Consider the following 15,236-nt stretch of genomic DNA (forward strand, 5'->3'; position numbering starts at 1 on the left):
TGTCGAGGATCGACCGGCTTCAGCGTCACGACGGCCATGTCGCCTGCAGCGAACGCGCTCCAGCCCGATGCGGAGCGCTCCCCGACCCTTGACCTTCCCACCATGGGAAGCCCTATCTGAAGGTGACGCCGTCATAGGGAGAGCGTCATGCATCGTTTCAAGGTCGACAAGATGGACTGCGGAGGTTGTGTCAAGTCCGTGGCCCGGGCCATCATCGACATCGAGCCGGACGCCCAGGTCGCGGTGGACCTCGGGGCCAAGCTCGTGACCGTGTCCGGCGCCGTCGGGCCGGCAGACCGCATCGCACTGGCCGTCACCGCCGCCGGCTACCCGGCCGAGCAGGTACGCGCGACCGCGTGATGGGACGAGCCGGCAACCAAATGCGGATGCAGGCATTCTCGTCAAAGGTGCGACTTCGTCGCGACATGCAAGATCGGGGTTAGCGACCGGGATGGCTTTCAGGCGGCATGTGGTGCGTTCGATAGCGGCGATGATCCTCGCGATCATCGCCTACGTCGCGCCGTCCGCCGTCGAGGCTCACGATGGCCATGTCCACTGCGGTCACAATCGGCGCGCGGCGGCAATGGTCGATGCGAAGGCACCGCTTGCTGGACCAGCCCTCGCAACCTCGCTGCACGTCCCAGGGTTCATGGGATGGCTTCGCGGTGCACCGCGTCTCCGGACGCTGCCGGTTCGGGCGACGGCCTCGCTCAAAGCCGCCGATGCCGACGAGGGTTGCTGCCCCGGCGCCTGCAAGCGCTGCCGCTGCGGGACGGCCGTTTGTGGCACCCTCGGTATTCCCGCCGCCCCAACATCCTTGTCAGCCCCCCTCTTCAAGGCCGTCGTGATGGTCCCGGACGACGTCGCAGGGCACGAGGGCGCAGGCCCCGAGGCGCTTCGCAAGCCGCCACGAACCGTCGCGTGAGGTGATGCGCACCTGGGCGCGCAACGCCTGAGGTGCGCCCGCGGCCACGACCTGCGCCCGCTTCGTCGCCGGTCGAGACTGATCCCCTGTCGATCTGCCCAATCGTCGCCTCAGGAGCGGCGGCGCCGCTTCGGGTCGCCCCGGCGGGACGCGCCGAACCGTGAGCTCGAAAGGGCGGCGTCCCATCGGGTCGTTCGTGATCGGACGATCCCGGCGCGCTGGGACCGGTCCACGATGGCCGCGGGACCGACTTTCCAAACTCGAACGTCGCCGCGAAAGATTTTCGTCTTTCGCGTTGAACAAGACGTCAGTTCACTATCTTTATGACTGCGCTGTGCTGAGAAATAAAATCGCTTTTTAGCGTAAATCTCGGTTTATCGAACAGTGTGAACCGTCTTAATGGAGACTCGGAATGCATACGATGTCGAACGAGATGCAGTCCTGCATCGATGAGTGTCTTCGCTGCTATCAGACCTGCATGGGCATGGCCTCGAACCATTGCCTTCCGGCCGGCGGCAAGCACGTCGAGCCGGCGCATTTCCGGCTGATGTTAGCCTGTGCGGAGACGTGCCGGACTTCGGCTCACTTGATGCTGATCGGTACCCCCGAGCACAAGCATACCTGCCGCGCCTGCGCCGAGGTGTGCGAGGCCTGCGCCAGGAGCTGCGAGCAGGTCGGCGACATGCAGGACTGCGTCGAGCGGTGCCGGCGATGCGCCGAGAGCTGCCGCAAGATGGCCGCCTGAGCCAATCGGGGCGGCCGGCGACGGCTGCCCCTTCCACAAGATGAGAGGAGGCAATTATGCTCGTTCGTAACCTTGTCCTTGCCGCGACCATGGCGTTCGCCGGCGCCGGAGCGGCCGTTGCGGCCGACCATGACCACGATCACGACCACGGCTCGATGCAATCCGCCGTGAGGCTGCCGGAAGCGTGCAAGGCGGCCTCGGCGGGCAAGGAGGCGATGGTGAAGGACATGCAGGCGCACATGTCCCAGGCCATGCAGGGCATGGGCGGTCAGATGACCGAGACCCAGAAGGGCCTGCAGCGGGCGATGATGTCGATGAATGGCCCGATGATGCAGGGGATGATGGCGGGCGATCCCGACGTCGCGTGGGTCTGCACGATGATCCCCCACCACCAGGGCGCCATCGACATGGCCCGAGCGGCGCTGAAGGGCGCCGACAACGCCGAGAGCAAGCGCCTCGCCGAGAAGACCATCGGTGAGCAGGAGAAGAGCATTCAGGAGCTCGTCGCCTGGCTCGACAAGAACGCGAAGAAGGAAGGCAACCGGTAAGGCGCCGCGCGCCGCCGGACCGTTCGCGGTCTGGCGGCCAGGCCCTCGGCCATACGGAAGGAGCGGTGATGAGCGACGCGTCGCAGGGACATCCTCAATCTGCGGGAGGCCACGCCTGTGTCGGCGGCCACGATCATTCCGCGCACGCGCACGGCCACGGGCACGACCACCGTGCGCACAGCCATGCCGCACCTGCCTCGTCCGATGGCGCCTTCCGCGTGAAGGACCCGGTCTGCGGGATGACGGTGGACCCGCACGCGACGAAGTACCAGGCCGAGCACGACGGGCATCCGTACTACTTCTGTTCGAACGGCTGCCGGACCAAATTCGAGGCCGACCCCGTCCGCTACGTCGACCCCGCCTCCCCCGCGGCGAAGTCCGAGCCGGTGCCGGAGGGCTCGATCTACACCTGCCCGATGCACCCGGAGGTGCGCCAGGTCGGGCCAGGGGCTTGCCCGATCTGCGGGATGGCCCTGGAACCCGCGATGGTCGGTGCGGACGACGGTCCGAGCGAGGAACTCGTCGACATGACGCGCCGGTTCTGGGCCGGGCTGGTGCTGACCGTTCCGGTGTTCGTGCTTGAGATGGGCGGCCACCTGCTCGGGTTGACCGACCGCCTCGGCCAGCAGACCTCAAACTGGATCCAGTTCGCGCTCGCCACCCCGGTCGTGCTCTGGGCCGGCTGGCCCTTCTTCGTTCGGGCCTGGCACTCCGTCCTGTCCCGGAACCTGAACATGTTCACCCTGGTCGCCCTCGGGACGGGCACGGCCTACCTCTACAGCGTGGTCGCGACGCTCGCCCCCGGGCTGTTCCCGGAGGCGCTGCGCGGGCACGGCGGGGCGGTGCCGGCCTACTTCGAGGCGGCGGCGGTGATCACCGTGCTTGTGCTGCTCGGGCAGGTCCTGGAGCTCCGCGCCCGCGAGAGCACCGGCGGCGCGCTGCGGGCGCTCCTCGACCTCGCGCCGAAGACCGCCCGCCGCATCCGGCCGGACGGCGAGGACGAGGAGGTGCAACTCGATGCCATCGGGGTCGGCGACCGCCTGCGCGTGCGCCCCGGCGAGAAGGTCCCGGTCGACGGTGCGGTGGTGGAGGGCCGCGGCTCCGTGGACGAGAGCCTCGTGACGGGGGAATCGATGCCGGTCGCCAAGGAGGCCGGCGCCCCCGTCATCGGCGGCAGCCTCAACCAGTCCGGCTCGCTCGTCGTCGAGGCGACCAAGGTCGGGCGCGACACCATGCTGGCCCGCATCGTCCAGATGGTGGCCGAGGCCCAGCGGAGCCGGGCCCCGATCCAGCGCCTCGCCGACCGGGTCGCGGGCTGGTTCGTGCCGGCGGTCATCGGCGTGGCGGTTCTCGCCTTCGCCGCCTGGATGGCCTTCGGGCCGGAGCCCCGCTTCACCTTCGCGCTGTTGGCCGCGGTGGCGGTGCTGATCATCGCCTGCCCGTGCGCGCTCGGCCTCGCCACGCCGATGTCGATCATGGTCGGCGTCGGCCGCGGCGCCGGGGCCGGGGTGCTCGTCAAGAACGCGGAGGCGCTGGAGCGGATGGAGCGGGTCACGACCCTGGTGGTCGACAAGACCGGCACCCTGACCGAGGGCAAGCCGGCCGTGACCCGGATCGTGGCGGCGGCCGGCTTCGACGAGGACACGCTCCTGCGGCTCGCGGCGAGCGTCGAGCGCGCGAGCGAGCACCCGCTCGCCCTGGCCATCGTGGCGGCGGCCGGGAAGCGCGGGCTCTCCACAGCTCCCGTCACGGATTTCGACAGCCCCACCGGCAAGGGCGCGCTCGGAACCGTGGAGGGCCGCCGCGTGGCGCTGGGCAACGCCGCCTTCCTTCGCGAGCAAGGGGTCGACGTATCGACCCATGACGCCGAAGCCGACGAGCTCCGGCGCGACGGCGCCACGGCGATCTTCGCCGGCGTCGACGGACGGGTCGCCGGCGTCCTCGCCATCGCCGACCCGGTCAAGGCGACGACGGCCGAGGCGCTCGCGGCGCTCCGGGCGGAGGGCATCCGGGTGGTGATGCTGACCGGCGACAACCGCACGACCGCCGAGGCGGTGGCGCGTCGGCTCGGCATCGAGGAGGTCGAGGCGGAGGTGTTGCCCGACCAGAAGGCCGCCGTGGTCGAGCGCCACAAGGCGGCAGGGCAGGTGGTCGCGATGGCCGGGGACGGCGTGAACGACGCCCCCGCGCTCGCCGCGGCCGACGTGGGCATCGCGATGGGCACCGGCACGGACGTGGCCATCGAGAGCGCGGGCCTGACGCTGCTCAAGGGCGACCTCCTCGGCATCGTGCGGGCGCGGCGTCTGTCGCGGGCGGTGATGGGCAACATCCGCCAGAACCTGTTCTTCGCCTTCGTCTACAACGCGGCCGGCGTGCCGGTGGCGGCGGGCATCCTCTACCCGTTCCTCGGCATCCTGCTCTCGCCCGTCATCGCGGCGGCCGCCATGGCCTTGTCGTCGGTGAGCGTGATCGGCAACGCCCTGCGCCTGCGGGCCGCCCGGTTGTGAGACGGGCCGCGTGACCGAACTCCTGGACGCGACGGCTGTGATGCACCCGCTCGCCGCGGCGGCGGCGGAGCGGTACCTGACGGCGGTCGACGCGGCGCTGCCGGGCCTCGTCTCGGGCTTCCACGTGGTCGGTTCCGCGGCGCTGGACGACTTCGTGCCGGGACGGTGCGACCTCGACTTCGTCGCCGTCGTCGCCTGGCCCCCGGGGGCCGACGCGCTGGATCGGCTCGCGGACCTGCACGAGGGCCTCGGCGCGATGGGCGGCCCCGCCCTCGACGGGATCTACGTCGCCGCGGCGGACCGGCAAGGACCGGAGGACAAGGGTCCGGCGGTCCGGGTCGGCCGCTTCGAGCCGCTGTCCGGGCACAGGCGCCGCCCGGTGGACAGGCTCGCCCTCGCCGAGCACGGGCTGACCCTGCGGGGTCCGCCGCCGGGCTGGCTGAACGTGCCCGGGGTCGACGGGTGGGCGGCCGAGGCGTTCGGTTCCCTGCGGGACTCGGCTGGGACGGCCGAGGTCGACGAGGCCGTGCTGGGCGCCTGCCGGCTGCACTACCTGCTCGCGCTCCGGCGCATACCCTCGAAGTCCGAGGCCGGTCTTTACGGCCTGATCGCTCTCGACGAACGCTGGCGGCGGATCATCGACGAGGCGCTGCGCCTGCGCCGCACGCCCGACGTGCCGGCTTTGTACCTGAACGAGGACGAACGCCGCAGGGACGCGCTCGCCTTCGTCGAGGCGACGGCGGAGGACGGGCTGTCCCTGCCCTGAATGCGCGCCCCGGGGTTCCGGCGGCGCGCCCGAGCGCCTATCTTGGCAGTCGCAACACGGGCCCGAGATGAGCGAACCGGACGACAGACACGGCGGCGTGGCCGTGGACCATACCCGCCAGATCGCCCGGCTGCGCCGCATCGAGGGGCAGGTCCGCGGCCTGCAGCAGATGATCGAGAACGGGCGCTACTGCGTCGACGTCGCCCACCAGGCCGACGCCGTCATCGCGGCCCTTCGGCGGGTGCAGTCCGACATGCTGCGCGACCACCTGCAGGCGCTGGTACAGGCCACGCTAACCGGGAACCTGCCCGAGGAGGAGCGGGGTCGCCTCGCCGACGAGATGAGCCGCCTGATCGCCAAGGTGGTCTGAAGGGGGAGGAGCGCCGTGCCGAGAAGAAAACTTTTGCTTGTCGTCGGCGCCGGTGCGTCCCTCGAATTCGGGATGCCCCCGGTCGCAGGGGTTCGGGCCATGATCAACGACGCCATCCAGGTTCGCTACCCGTTGCTCGCCGAGCCCGCGACGAACCTTTACGAGCATGTCGAGGGTTTGGTCAGGACCCACTGGCAGCGGACGGTGCCCGAGTTCCTGCGCCGCGAGCCGCACTACGAGGACTTGCTGTACGCCATCTTCGCCGTCGCCGCGGCTTACCCCGCTGGCGCCGCGACCTCGGCGTTGGGCGCGGTCGTGACAGCCAAGGGGATGCCCGACGTCTCGCTTTTCGGTCGGCACGCCACGCCGGTCGGGCCGGACACCCTGCGCGATCTCGGCCGCGCGTCGGTTGATGCCGTCGTGGAGGCGTTCCGCGAGCGCTGCGCCGCCAGCGAGGCGGACAAGGCGTCCGAGTTCGCAAGGCTTCAAGTGCTGGTCGCCGCGCTGCAGGCCGAGTTCGACGTCGCGGTGGTCACCCTGAACTACGACAACGTGATGTACCGCGCCTTTCCCGGGATCGAGACCGGCTTCGACCCGGCGACCGGCATTTTCGACCAGGAGCGCATCCTCCGGCGGTCCGGCTGGGCATGCATGCTGCACCTCCACGGGTCCGTCCATTTCGACATGCAGCCCGGCCCGACCGGAGACATGCACGAGATCCGCTGGCAGCCGGATATCCGCGGCCGTTTCCATCAGAACGCCGGTGGCCGCAGCACGCGCTCCCACGTCGAGGGCATCGATTTCCCGACCTCGGTCATCGTCGCGGGATACGGCAAGACGACCCAGATCCTGAAACGGCCCTTCCGCACCTACTACTCCGAACTCGACCGCCTCGTGGCCGGCTGCGACGCCGTGCTCTTCGCCGGGTACGGGTTCGGCGACGAGCATCTGACAGTGGCCTTCGAGGGCTTCCGGGATGCACGGAACCGCCCGGTCGCCATCATCGATTTCGCTCGGGACGACGCCATGACGATGGGCGGCGCCGATCTCGGAGGCCCCAACGCCATGGTCGACGAGATGGTCCGGACGTTCCTGACCGAGCCGAGGACCATGCGCGCCCTCGGCTACTCCGCCCCGCAAACGGTCGCGGATCTCAGGGCTGCCCGGGAATTCGAGACCTGCCTGGACCCCGCGACGCCCCTCGCCATCTGGTACAACGGCATGCTCGCAGCCTGCGACGCGCCATCCAAGGTGCTCGCGCGTCTGGCGTGACGTTCGGGTCGAGGGACTGGTGCGCAACGACCCGGAGGGCGGTGCCGAAGGACCGTGGCTCTCCGGGACCGTACCGAAGGAATTCCGATTCCGCACCGTCCAGGAGGTGGCGCAGCTCAGGCGCCGACGCCAAGTCGACGTTGCGCTGGCGAGCCTCCCGTCGGGGCGGCCAGCATCGCCGCGACGCCCTGGTCGAAGGTGCCGGGTATGTCTTGGCTGGAATCATGATCCCTGCCCGCAGGGTCGCGGGACCGGTGTCGGTCGACAGAGCCAAGGGTTCGGTTGACGAGCTTGGCCAAGCGGTATGCGGCCAGCGTTCCGCGGAAGTCGTCGGAGGCGATGCAAGCCCTCCTTGCAGGATGACGGCGCCGTTCCATCGGGTTGATGCGCCGAGCGACGGCCCGAGGTCTTCGGAGATGGATGTAAATCTTGCTTCCGGTATCCGCAGTTGCAGTCGGCTGGGATGATACGGGGCTTCAGAAGCGCGTTAGTAGCTCTTCCGCAACACCGGCGGCGGAAAGCCTGTCCAAGGCGTGCATTCGCCCGACCGACCCTTCCAATATCCGCCCGACCAAAATACCCCTAAGGGGTATCGAGTCGGAGGGTGGCATGATCGGACGGCGGACATTCCTCACCGGCGCCCTGGCGTCGGCGGCCTCGGCCCCCTTGGCAGGGACCGCCGCGCGAGCCCTGGACGGCATCGAGCGGCGGGACGAGGTCAGCTTCCTCAGGGGGCCCTACAACCTCGCCTTCTACTACCGGCTCAACAAGGCCTACCGCATCGGCGCCGGGATGCACTTCTTCCACTCGAAGCAGCACGACCTGCTGCAGCACACGCGGTTCGAGGACCGCGCCGGGGTCGATGCCCGCTTCGACAAGGAGGCGCAGGAATGGCTGCGCGATCCGCCGGCCATCGAGCCGGAGATGCCGTACTACTCCAACTACGTCGACCGGGCGATGCACACGCTGTTCCGGACCATCGACTGGACGCACATGCATCACGAGCAGACCTACGACGTGATGGCGTTCCGCGAGATCCCGTGGGCCGAGAAGAAGGCGTGGACCGACCGCGCGGTCAGATACTATCTCACGATGCAGACGCCGGGCGTGCCCCGCAGCGTCGCCCCGCTGGAGCTGACCATGCGGCGGGCGGGCATCATGATGAAGCCATACTTCAACTACTTCCGGAACTTCTACCCGCTCGACCAGAGCCTGTTTTACGTCGCCCACTGGTGGCACCCGGCCGCGTACGAGACGCAGATGATCTCGGGCAACAGCGACCAGGAGGCCGCGATGGCCCAGACCATCGACCTCATGTACCGCGAGGTGATGGCGGACCGGCCCGGCCGCATGCTGCTCTCGCGCGAGATCATGCCGCGCTACGCCCGGATGAGTCCCGAGAGCGCGAACATCTTCGACAACCTGCACATGCTCCACGGGATCGCCTACTCGATCCTCGCCTATCCCGGCTGGTCCATCGAGGAGAAGCGGGCTGAAATGTACCGGGTCATCGAGGCCATGGGCTACCAGCCCGGCGACGAGGCCTACACGCGCAGGTTCCGGGAGCCCCATCCCGAATTCGATCCGAGGACCTATCCGGCGTGGGTGCGCTCGCCCCAGGGCGCCATGGGCATGATCATGATGGACATGCTCATGGAGATGCTGCCGATGATGTACCCGGGCGGCCTGTCCAAGGCATCCCACGCCGCCATCATGCAGCAGATGATGAAAAACGGGCGGCTTGGGATCGAGCCCGGCGAGATCCCCGGCTCGCTCCACGACGCATTCATGCAGGTCGCCCCCGGCATGCGGATGATGCCCGGCTCGACCGAACCCGGCGAGACCCCGACCATGATGGTCGAGCACATGCTCTCCGCCTGGAACGCCAAGGCCGCCGGCATCCCGGACGTGGCGCCCATCGACATGACCGTCGAGCCGAGCCTCGGCCCGGCCCGTGTCGCCGTCCGCTGAGGAGCCGCGCCATGCCGAAGCTCGTCCGCACCGCCCTCGCGGCCCTCCTCGCCCTCTCCGCTGGCTCGGCGATCGCCGCGGACCACTCCAACCTGGAGGAGGGGCTGCCCATCACCATCGAGGACGCCTACCCGATCAAGGAGAACGGCCTCGAAGTGCAGTCCTACTTCCAGTACAACCGCATCCGGAACGACCCGCGCGGCGCCAGCAGCCTGATGGCGGTGCCGCGCCTGGAATGGGGCGCGTTCAAGAACTTCCAGCTCTCGGTCGAGGCCCCGTACCGGCTCGGCAACGCGAGCGACACCGACCAGGGCGAATTCCTGGCGCAGGGGTTCTACAACTTCAACCAGGAGGGGCTAGTCCTGCCCGCCATGGCGGTCGCGCTCGGGGTGAACACGCCCTACGGCCATATGGCCGGCGGCACGGAGACCGAACTCAAGTTCCTGGCGACCAAGTCGCTCGGCACCCCCGATCCGGAGGGATTGTCGCCGTATTCCTACGTCCCGCGCCAAGTTCACTTCAACGCGTCGTGGTTCCACAACTACGACCCGACGACCGGCCGGGAGGCCGAGCGGCGCGACCGCTACCGGGTCGGCGTCGCCTACAGCCAGCCGGTCTCGAACTCCGTCGTGCTGGTCGCCGACGTCTACCGCGAGACCGACCGGGAGCGCGGCCGGGCGGTCAACCTGGCCGAGATCGGCGCTCGCTACATGGCGACGCCGCAGACGGTGCTGGTCGGGGCGGTCGGCGTCGGCTTCGGCGGCGACCGCCGGCAGGACTTCCGGGTCACGGCCGGCCTGCAGCACTCCCTGAGCTTCCCGTACTCCTGGGACCCGCCGCGCTGATCCGCCCACCGCCGGCATGGGAGGGTTGCACCGCGTCGGGGAACCTTACCCCTAGGGGGTATGTTGCACCGGCATTTCCGTGGGGGTGCCGCATGTTCCCGGAGTGGTTCCACATCCTGTCCGTCTGCGCCCTGCTGCTGGGCGCGGCGTGCTCGCTGCTGCTGTCGGTGCAGGTGATCCGGCAACCGCAGCACATGACGGTCATGAACGTCGTCTGGCCGGTGAGCGCGCTGTTCGGGACGCTCGTCGTCGTCTGGGCGTATTACCGCTATGGACGGCTAGCCACGATGGAGGCGCACCATAACGCCAAGGAGCGCGGCGAGAAGCCGCCGAACATGACGCAGACCCCGTTCCCGGTCATGGTGGGCAAGGGCGCGCTCCACTGCGGCAGCGGCTGCATGCTGGGCGACGTCGCCGCCGAGTGGCTCGCTTTCCTGGTTCCGGGCGTCGCCGTCTGGTTCGGCTGGCATTCCCTGTTCGAGGAGAAGATGTACGCGGTTTGGGTGCTGGATTTCGTGTTCGCCTACGCGCTCGGGATCGCGTTCCAGTATTACGCCATCGTGCCGATGCGCGGGCTCTCTCCCGGCGAGGGTCTGGTGGCGGCCGTGAAGGCGGACACCGTCTCGCTGATCGCCTGGCAGGTCGGCATGTACGGCTTCATGGCGTTCGCCCAATTCTTCCTGTTCCCGCACTTGACCGGCCAGCGCGCGCCGGTGAACTCGGTCGAGTTCTGGTTCGCCATGCAGGTCGCGATGGTGGCGGGATTCTTGACCAGCTATCCGGTGAATTGGTGGCTCGTCGGCTCCGGCATCAAGGAGCGGATGTAGGCCGGTCCGCGCCTATCGGCGAATCACGAGGAGCCAGAAGAGGACGGCGCACGCGGTCGCGAGCATGCAGATCCGGTATGCCGCCTCGTTCGGGGCAGGGCGCATGCCCGCCCCGGTGGCGGCGCGACAGCTCGGGCACCTCGTCGCCTCGGTGCGAACCGTCCGCCCGCAGCAACCGCACTTGGATAAGAGCATGGGCGCCCCTCCCGTCCCGTGCCGAGATCTCGCGGGCCGCCGCACCTCGGTGAGGCCTCTGCGTACGGGCCGACAGGATCACCCTCTGGTCGACCGCGATGGTCCTGAATGCCTTCGTAGTGCGGCGGGGCAGGCCGACGAAGTACGTCTTCGGTGGTAGCGAGGTTTCCGGCGGCTCAAGGCGGGATGGCGGCTGCTGCCGCCGGCGGTTGGCACGCGACTCAGAGACGTACGCATAATGAGTAACGTTATGCGTACGCGTTACACGACGGGGGCGTTCGCCGACTGGGCGTTCCTCAATCCGAAGGCCTCCCGCGGCCTATCTGTCCGGTCGCCCTCGGGTCCGGCTCGCTCTCGCGCCCACACCGAGCCTCCACGCGGACCGCGACCGTTTCTTCACCGCTCGCGGCGATGATACCGGTAACGGCTTGGGATGGCGGGCATGGTGACGGAGAACGGGGTCTGGACAGCCGCGGATCGGATACGGGCCAGGCCGGCACCGCCCGGTGGCACCAAGGAGCGGGTCTCGGTCCGCACGGTCCGGAGGGAACTCGGCGGCGGGTCGTTCGGCGACATCGCTCGCGAGCTCAGGAAGTGGAAGGACAGAGAGGACTACCGGCCGGCCATCGAGCGGGCGGACCTGCCGGAGGCGTTCGAGAGGCGGCTCACGGTGATCGGGCGGGAGCTGCTTGAGATGGCCCGGGTCGAAGCGGCCCGGGCGGGTCTGGCGGACTTCGTCGGAGCGGAGGATTGCAGGGCCGCGGCGAGGGATCTGCTCGACGAGGCGCTGGACCGGGTCGATCTCTTGGAGGAGCGGGTCGCGGCATTGCAGGCCGAGCTGGACCGGGTGCGGGCCGTCGGCACTCAGGCCGGCGGGGCCGCGCCGCCCGTTTCCGCCGCGGGTGAGGCGGACTCCCTCGCGCAGGGTCGCGCCGGGCCCAGGTTTGTCGATACCGCGCACGGGCTCAAGCTGGCGCGAGAGGCGAACGACTTCTGGGGACAGGTGCGGGACGCGGTCGAAGCGGCGGTGCGCCAACGCGGCCCCATGGCGGTCCACCCGCTCCTGAGAGCGCTCTCGACCCGGCTCAAGCAGGAGGGCGAGCGGGCGGGTTTCCCGCTCACAGAGGCGTGGCTGCGCTATCACCTCCTGCGCCTGGTGCAGGACGGCAACGGGCTGACCCTCGTCGGCCACCGGTTCGGGCTGGCCGAGCCCGAGCCCGAGCCGGACGTCGCGGCGACGTCCGAGCCGCCACTCGCCGAGGCGGTCGCGGCGATGGGGAAGCGGCCGTTCTGGCGCTTGTTCATGCGGGAGGTCCACGCCCTTCTCGCCAGGAGCGGGGCCCAGACGGCGGAAGGCATCCTCGGCGGCCTGGATCCTGAGTTGGTCGCGGCGACGGGGCGCTTCCAGAGGATCACGCCCCGGCTGCTCCGGTGGAAGCTGCGCCAGCGCATAGCGGAGCGGAGGCCGTTCGAGGAACTCCCGGATGGGCGCTTCGCCGCCCTCGTGGGCGAAGCTCCCTGGGACGGTGAGAGCCCGGCCGGGGTCCCGGCGGCGAGGGCCGGACGACGCCCGCGGCCGAGGCCCGCGGCGAGCGGGGCCACCGCGGCGCGACAGCCGACTTATCCGACGCCCGCCCGCAGGCTACGCCGCGGGGTCCGGCCGCACCGGCGGGGTTCGTTGTCGTGGGGCCACCGGCATCCCGGCCGGCGGCGGGGCATCGGCCGCGCCGCGAACGTCTTCGGCGACCGTCGGGATCTGCGCGTGCGGTCCGGCGCCCTCGGAACCCGCGCCCGCGGCCGGACGCCCGATGACGACGGCGGCCACCCGTGACACGGTGCTCGCCCATCGCGCGATGGTCGGACGGCACCAGCGGGTCGGGTCCAGGGCGTCGGCGTGGTGGTTGGTCGGTCCCTCGTCGAGGACGGCGCGATGGAGGCCGATGCGGTTGCGCGACCTCCGGACGCTCTCGGCCAGCCGCTGGAATGACGACCGAATCCCTCCGGCCGGCTTCGTCGCGCCGGTCACCGGGGTCAGCGCGGACGCCCGACGGGCTTAGCGATGGCGAGCACGCCCTTCAGGCCGCTCCCGAAGCGGGCGATCGTCTCCCGGTGCCCGCGCAGCTCGCTGTAGGGCAGGTAGCGCAGGTCGAGCTCGGCCACACGCGAGAAGGCGGGCCGGGCGAACTGCGCGCGCACGTCCTCCTCGCGGTTGTCGGGCGCCACCAGGAAGAAGTTGCGCGCGGCCCCGCCCTCGACCCCGAGCGCCAGGTCGAGCATCCGCACGATGCCCGAGTAGATGCTCGTCGTGTGCTCGACCTCGAAGGCGGCCGCGACGTCTCCGGCCGACTTGTCCAGCCAGATCACGTCGATGAGCCGGACCGTCTCGGCCGACCCGTTCGCCGTCAGGCGCCCGGGCAGGCGGTCGAGGCAGCCGTCGGACAGGCGGCCCGCGGCGTAGGGGCGGTTGCCGTCGTTCGACGCGATCCAGACGTCGAAGCCGAGGGCGAGGCCGAGGTCGCGCAGCCAGCCCTGGACCTCGGTGTGGGTGTGGTCGGCCTCACGCGCGGCCAGCGCGGCCTTGGAGGCCGTGTCGGCGGCCTCCGCGCGCACGCGGTCGAGGTCCTCGCGCCAGCGGGCCAGCGCGGCGGCCCCGTCGCGCTCCGGCAGCGGGTATCGCCCGGACCCGACGTCGAACAGGAAGCCCGCGATGGCGCCGTAATCGTTGGAGAGCAGGCCGCGATGGGCGGCGTTGAGGGCGACGATGCCCCGGCGCATGGCGAGGTACTCGTCCCACTTGCCGAGCTTCACATTGGCGCCGGCGACGGCGTTGTAGCCCTTCACGATGGCCGTGTTGAACGGGGGCACAAGGGTGGGGTGCAGGAAGTACAGCAGGTTCGCCGCGGCCGGACCCAGCCCCTTGATGCGTTGCCGGTCGAGGGCGTGGATGGCGGCCAGCACCCCGTCCTCTGCGCTGCAGCACAGGCAGGCGTCGAGGAACCGGCCGAACGCAACCTGGTTGGCGCGGTCTTCGTAGATGTCGGGGATGCGCAGCTTAGGCTTCCAGAGGAAGGCGTGGTCGGCGCCCTTGAAGACCTGGCGCTGCTCCGCGATGGAGTGGACCACCGTTTCCAAGGACGAACCGCGATAGGCGTTGCCGAACGCGTCGGCCCGGATCTCGTCGATCACCGCCTGGAGGCCGCGCCGGATCGAGCGGAAGTTCTTGATGCGCTCCTCCCACAGGAACCAGGTCCGATAGGAGGCGCCGGGGTCCTCGCGCCAATGCCGGATCAGGTTGCCGATCCAGGCGTCGTCCGAGGGGCGGTGATCCGTCCCGGTCTCTTCCGTCAGGCGCATCGGCGCGGCATTCCCAAAATCCGGATTCGGGCCGGAGCATACCATCGCCGCCCCGGTCGGCGCTGTCGTCGGCAAGTCTCAGCGGCGCGCCTCTGCCGGGCAAGGCCGCGCGGGCCCGGACAGGTCGCGGCGGTCGGGACGGCGCCGTTCGGGCGGCGGTTCCATGCCCGGTCGCGAGCCCGGTCCATCAGGCCGACACCGAACCGGGACCGGCCGACCACTTCCGGTGCCCCCCCTCAGCGAGGAAGCCGATCAGGGCGTTCATCGCCGGATCGACCGCCCGGCAGACCAGCGTCGTGGCTTGGCGTTCCTGGGCGACCAGACCGGTCTGGATCAGACGGTGGAGATGATGGGAGAGCGTCGAGGCCGGGACATCGATGCGCTGCTGGAGGGCACCGACCGGCAGGCCGTCTCGGCCCGCCCGCGCGAGCGTACGGTACACCCTCAGGCGGGTCAGATTGCCGAGCGCCTCCAACTGTCGTGCCGCTAGTTCGAGCTCCATGGAAGCACCATGAAGACGCGGGACGGGGTGCGCAACCCTTATTTCTATATATCTAGAACTATCGCCGCGGAATGGGCGTTCGACCACGCGCGCCGACGCAGGGAGGTTCCGCTCCCTCGCGACCGACCGCTGCGCCCCTTCACGCTCGGATGCCCGACCCCATCAGCGCGGCGCGATGCCGTGGGGCAGCGGATCCATCGCCACCGGCGCCGAGATCGGTCGCGAGGCGCGTGACCACGGTAACCGGCTCAATCTTCCGGCACGCACGCGAACCCGAACCGTCTCCGGCGGCACCGCCTGCCCGGGCGTCCGGCAGCGGCGCGGCATCCCCGATGCGCCGTCGCCTCGTCCCTCCCGGACAAAGCTTGGGCAGCTCGATCGACCGTTCCCTGACCATGGCGCAACCCCC

The 15,236-nt window shown here is 69.9% G+C and carries 14 protein-coding genes; 12 read left to right on the forward strand and 2 right to left on the reverse strand.

From position 1 onward, the window contains the following. The first annotated feature begins 147 nt into the window (after positions 1-147). From LGR69_RS01590 to LGR69_RS01645, 12 genes are all read left to right on the forward strand, one after another. On the forward strand, positions 148-360 hold the full coding sequence (locus tag LGR69_RS01590) for a heavy-metal-associated domain-containing protein (RefSeq protein ID WP_007565540.1): 213 nt from the start codon (positions 148-150) through the stop codon (positions 358-360). Positions 361-490: 130 nt separating this feature from the next. After that, positions 491-925: a hypothetical protein gene (locus tag LGR69_RS01595; RefSeq protein ID WP_230364971.1), complete on the forward strand. Its 435-nt coding sequence runs from the start codon at positions 491-493 to the stop codon at positions 923-925. Between the two features lie 412 nt (positions 926-1,337). Next, complete coding sequence (locus LGR69_RS01600; protein WP_007565541.1) at positions 1,338-1,670, forward strand: four-helix bundle copper-binding protein; 333 nt, start codon at positions 1,338-1,340, stop codon at positions 1,668-1,670. A gap of 56 nt (positions 1,671-1,726) precedes the next feature. Further along, positions 1,727-2,218, forward strand: coding sequence for a DUF305 domain-containing protein (locus tag LGR69_RS01605; RefSeq protein WP_007565544.1), 492 nt, complete (start codon positions 1,727-1,729; stop codon positions 2,216-2,218). 68 nt (positions 2,219-2,286) lie between these two features. Next, positions 2,287-4,725, forward strand: coding sequence for a heavy metal translocating P-type ATPase (locus tag LGR69_RS01610; protein ID WP_007565546.1), 2,439 nt, complete (start codon positions 2,287-2,289; stop codon positions 4,723-4,725). Positions 4,726-4,735: 10 nt separating this feature from the next. After that, positions 4,736-5,491, forward strand: a complete 756-nt coding sequence (locus LGR69_RS01615; protein ID WP_007565548.1) for a DUF4111 domain-containing protein — start codon at positions 4,736-4,738, stop codon at positions 5,489-5,491. 67 nt (positions 5,492-5,558) lie between these two features. Next, positions 5,559-5,861, forward strand: a complete 303-nt coding sequence (locus LGR69_RS01620; RefSeq protein WP_007565550.1) for a metal-sensitive transcriptional regulator — start codon at positions 5,559-5,561, stop codon at positions 5,859-5,861. Positions 5,862-5,960: 99 nt separating this feature from the next. After that, on the forward strand, positions 5,961-7,133 hold the full coding sequence (locus tag LGR69_RS01625) for an SIR2 family protein (protein ID WP_007565552.1): 1,173 nt from the start codon (positions 5,961-5,963) through the stop codon (positions 7,131-7,133). A 609-nt stretch (positions 7,134-7,742) separates the two neighbouring features. Next, positions 7,743-9,104: a hypothetical protein gene (locus LGR69_RS01630; RefSeq protein WP_007565553.1), complete on the forward strand. Its 1,362-nt coding sequence runs from the start codon at positions 7,743-7,745 to the stop codon at positions 9,102-9,104. An 11-nt stretch (positions 9,105-9,115) separates the two neighbouring features. After that, positions 9,116-9,949, forward strand: a complete 834-nt coding sequence (locus tag LGR69_RS01635; RefSeq protein WP_007565555.1) for a hypothetical protein — start codon at positions 9,116-9,118, stop codon at positions 9,947-9,949. 92 nt (positions 9,950-10,041) lie between these two features. Further along, the gene (locus tag LGR69_RS01640; RefSeq protein WP_007565557.1) at positions 10,042-10,776 is read left to right on the forward strand and encodes a DUF4396 domain-containing protein; all 735 of its coding nucleotides are present in this window, start codon (positions 10,042-10,044) and stop codon (positions 10,774-10,776) included. Between the two features lie 637 nt (positions 10,777-11,413). Next, entirely contained in the window at positions 11,414-12,802 is a 1,389-nt protein-coding gene (locus LGR69_RS01645; RefSeq protein WP_007565560.1) for a DNA-binding protein, read from the forward strand. Positions 12,803-13,002: 200 nt separating this feature from the next. Here the strand turns inward: LGR69_RS01645 and LGR69_RS01650 are convergent, their stop codons facing one another. Together LGR69_RS01650 and LGR69_RS01655 are read right to left on the reverse strand one after the other, a co-directional pair. After that, positions 13,003-14,325 carry a hypothetical protein gene (locus tag LGR69_RS01650; protein ID WP_007565562.1) on the reverse strand — a complete coding sequence of 441 codons (1,323 nt, stop codon included), beginning with the start codon at positions 14,323-14,325 and terminating at the stop codon, positions 13,003-13,005. A gap of 187 nt (positions 14,326-14,512) precedes the next feature. After that, entirely contained in the window at positions 14,513-14,827 is a 315-nt protein-coding gene (locus LGR69_RS01655; protein WP_007565564.1) for an ArsR/SmtB family transcription factor, read from the reverse strand. Positions 14,828-15,236 lie beyond the last annotated feature (409 nt).

This window comes from Methylobacterium brachiatum (assembly GCF_020523825.1).
GTDB classification, from domain to species: Bacteria; Pseudomonadota; Alphaproteobacteria; order Rhizobiales; family Beijerinckiaceae; genus Methylobacterium; species Methylobacterium brachiatum.

Excerpts from the sequence above, each read along its gene's own strand:
- LGR69_RS01590 (WP_007565540.1), top strand. The coding sequence starts at position 148 with ATGCATCGTTTCAAGGTCGACAAGATGGACTGCGGAGGTTGTGTCAAG.
- LGR69_RS01620 (WP_007565550.1), top strand. The coding sequence starts at position 5,559 with ATGAGCGAACCGGACGACAGACACGGCGGCGTGGCCGTGGACCATACC.
- LGR69_RS01600 (WP_007565541.1), top strand. The coding sequence starts at position 1,338 with ATGCATACGATGTCGAACGAGATGCAGTCCTGCATCGATGAGTGTCTT.
- LGR69_RS01655 (WP_007565564.1), bottom strand. The coding sequence starts at position 14,827 with ATGGAGCTCGAACTAGCGGCACGACAGTTGGAGGCGCTCGGCAATCTG.
- LGR69_RS01635 (WP_007565555.1), top strand. The coding sequence starts at position 9,116 with ATGCCGAAGCTCGTCCGCACCGCCCTCGCGGCCCTCCTCGCCCTCTCC.
- LGR69_RS01595 (WP_230364971.1), top strand. The coding sequence starts at position 491 with ATGATCCTCGCGATCATCGCCTACGTCGCGCCGTCCGCCGTCGAGGCT.
- LGR69_RS01645 (WP_007565560.1), top strand. The coding sequence starts at position 11,414 with ATGGTGACGGAGAACGGGGTCTGGACAGCCGCGGATCGGATACGGGCC.
- LGR69_RS01640 (WP_007565557.1), top strand. The coding sequence starts at position 10,042 with ATGTTCCCGGAGTGGTTCCACATCCTGTCCGTCTGCGCCCTGCTGCTG.
- LGR69_RS01610 (WP_007565546.1), top strand. The coding sequence starts at position 2,287 with ATGAGCGACGCGTCGCAGGGACATCCTCAATCTGCGGGAGGCCACGCC.
- LGR69_RS01630 (WP_007565553.1), top strand. The coding sequence starts at position 7,743 with ATGATCGGACGGCGGACATTCCTCACCGGCGCCCTGGCGTCGGCGGCC.
- LGR69_RS01650 (WP_007565562.1), bottom strand. The coding sequence starts at position 14,325 with ATGCGCCTGACGGAAGAGACCGGGACGGATCACCGCCCCTCGGACGAC.
- LGR69_RS01605 (WP_007565544.1), top strand. The coding sequence starts at position 1,727 with ATGCTCGTTCGTAACCTTGTCCTTGCCGCGACCATGGCGTTCGCCGGC.
- LGR69_RS01625 (WP_007565552.1), top strand. The coding sequence starts at position 5,961 with ATGATCAACGACGCCATCCAGGTTCGCTACCCGTTGCTCGCCGAGCCC.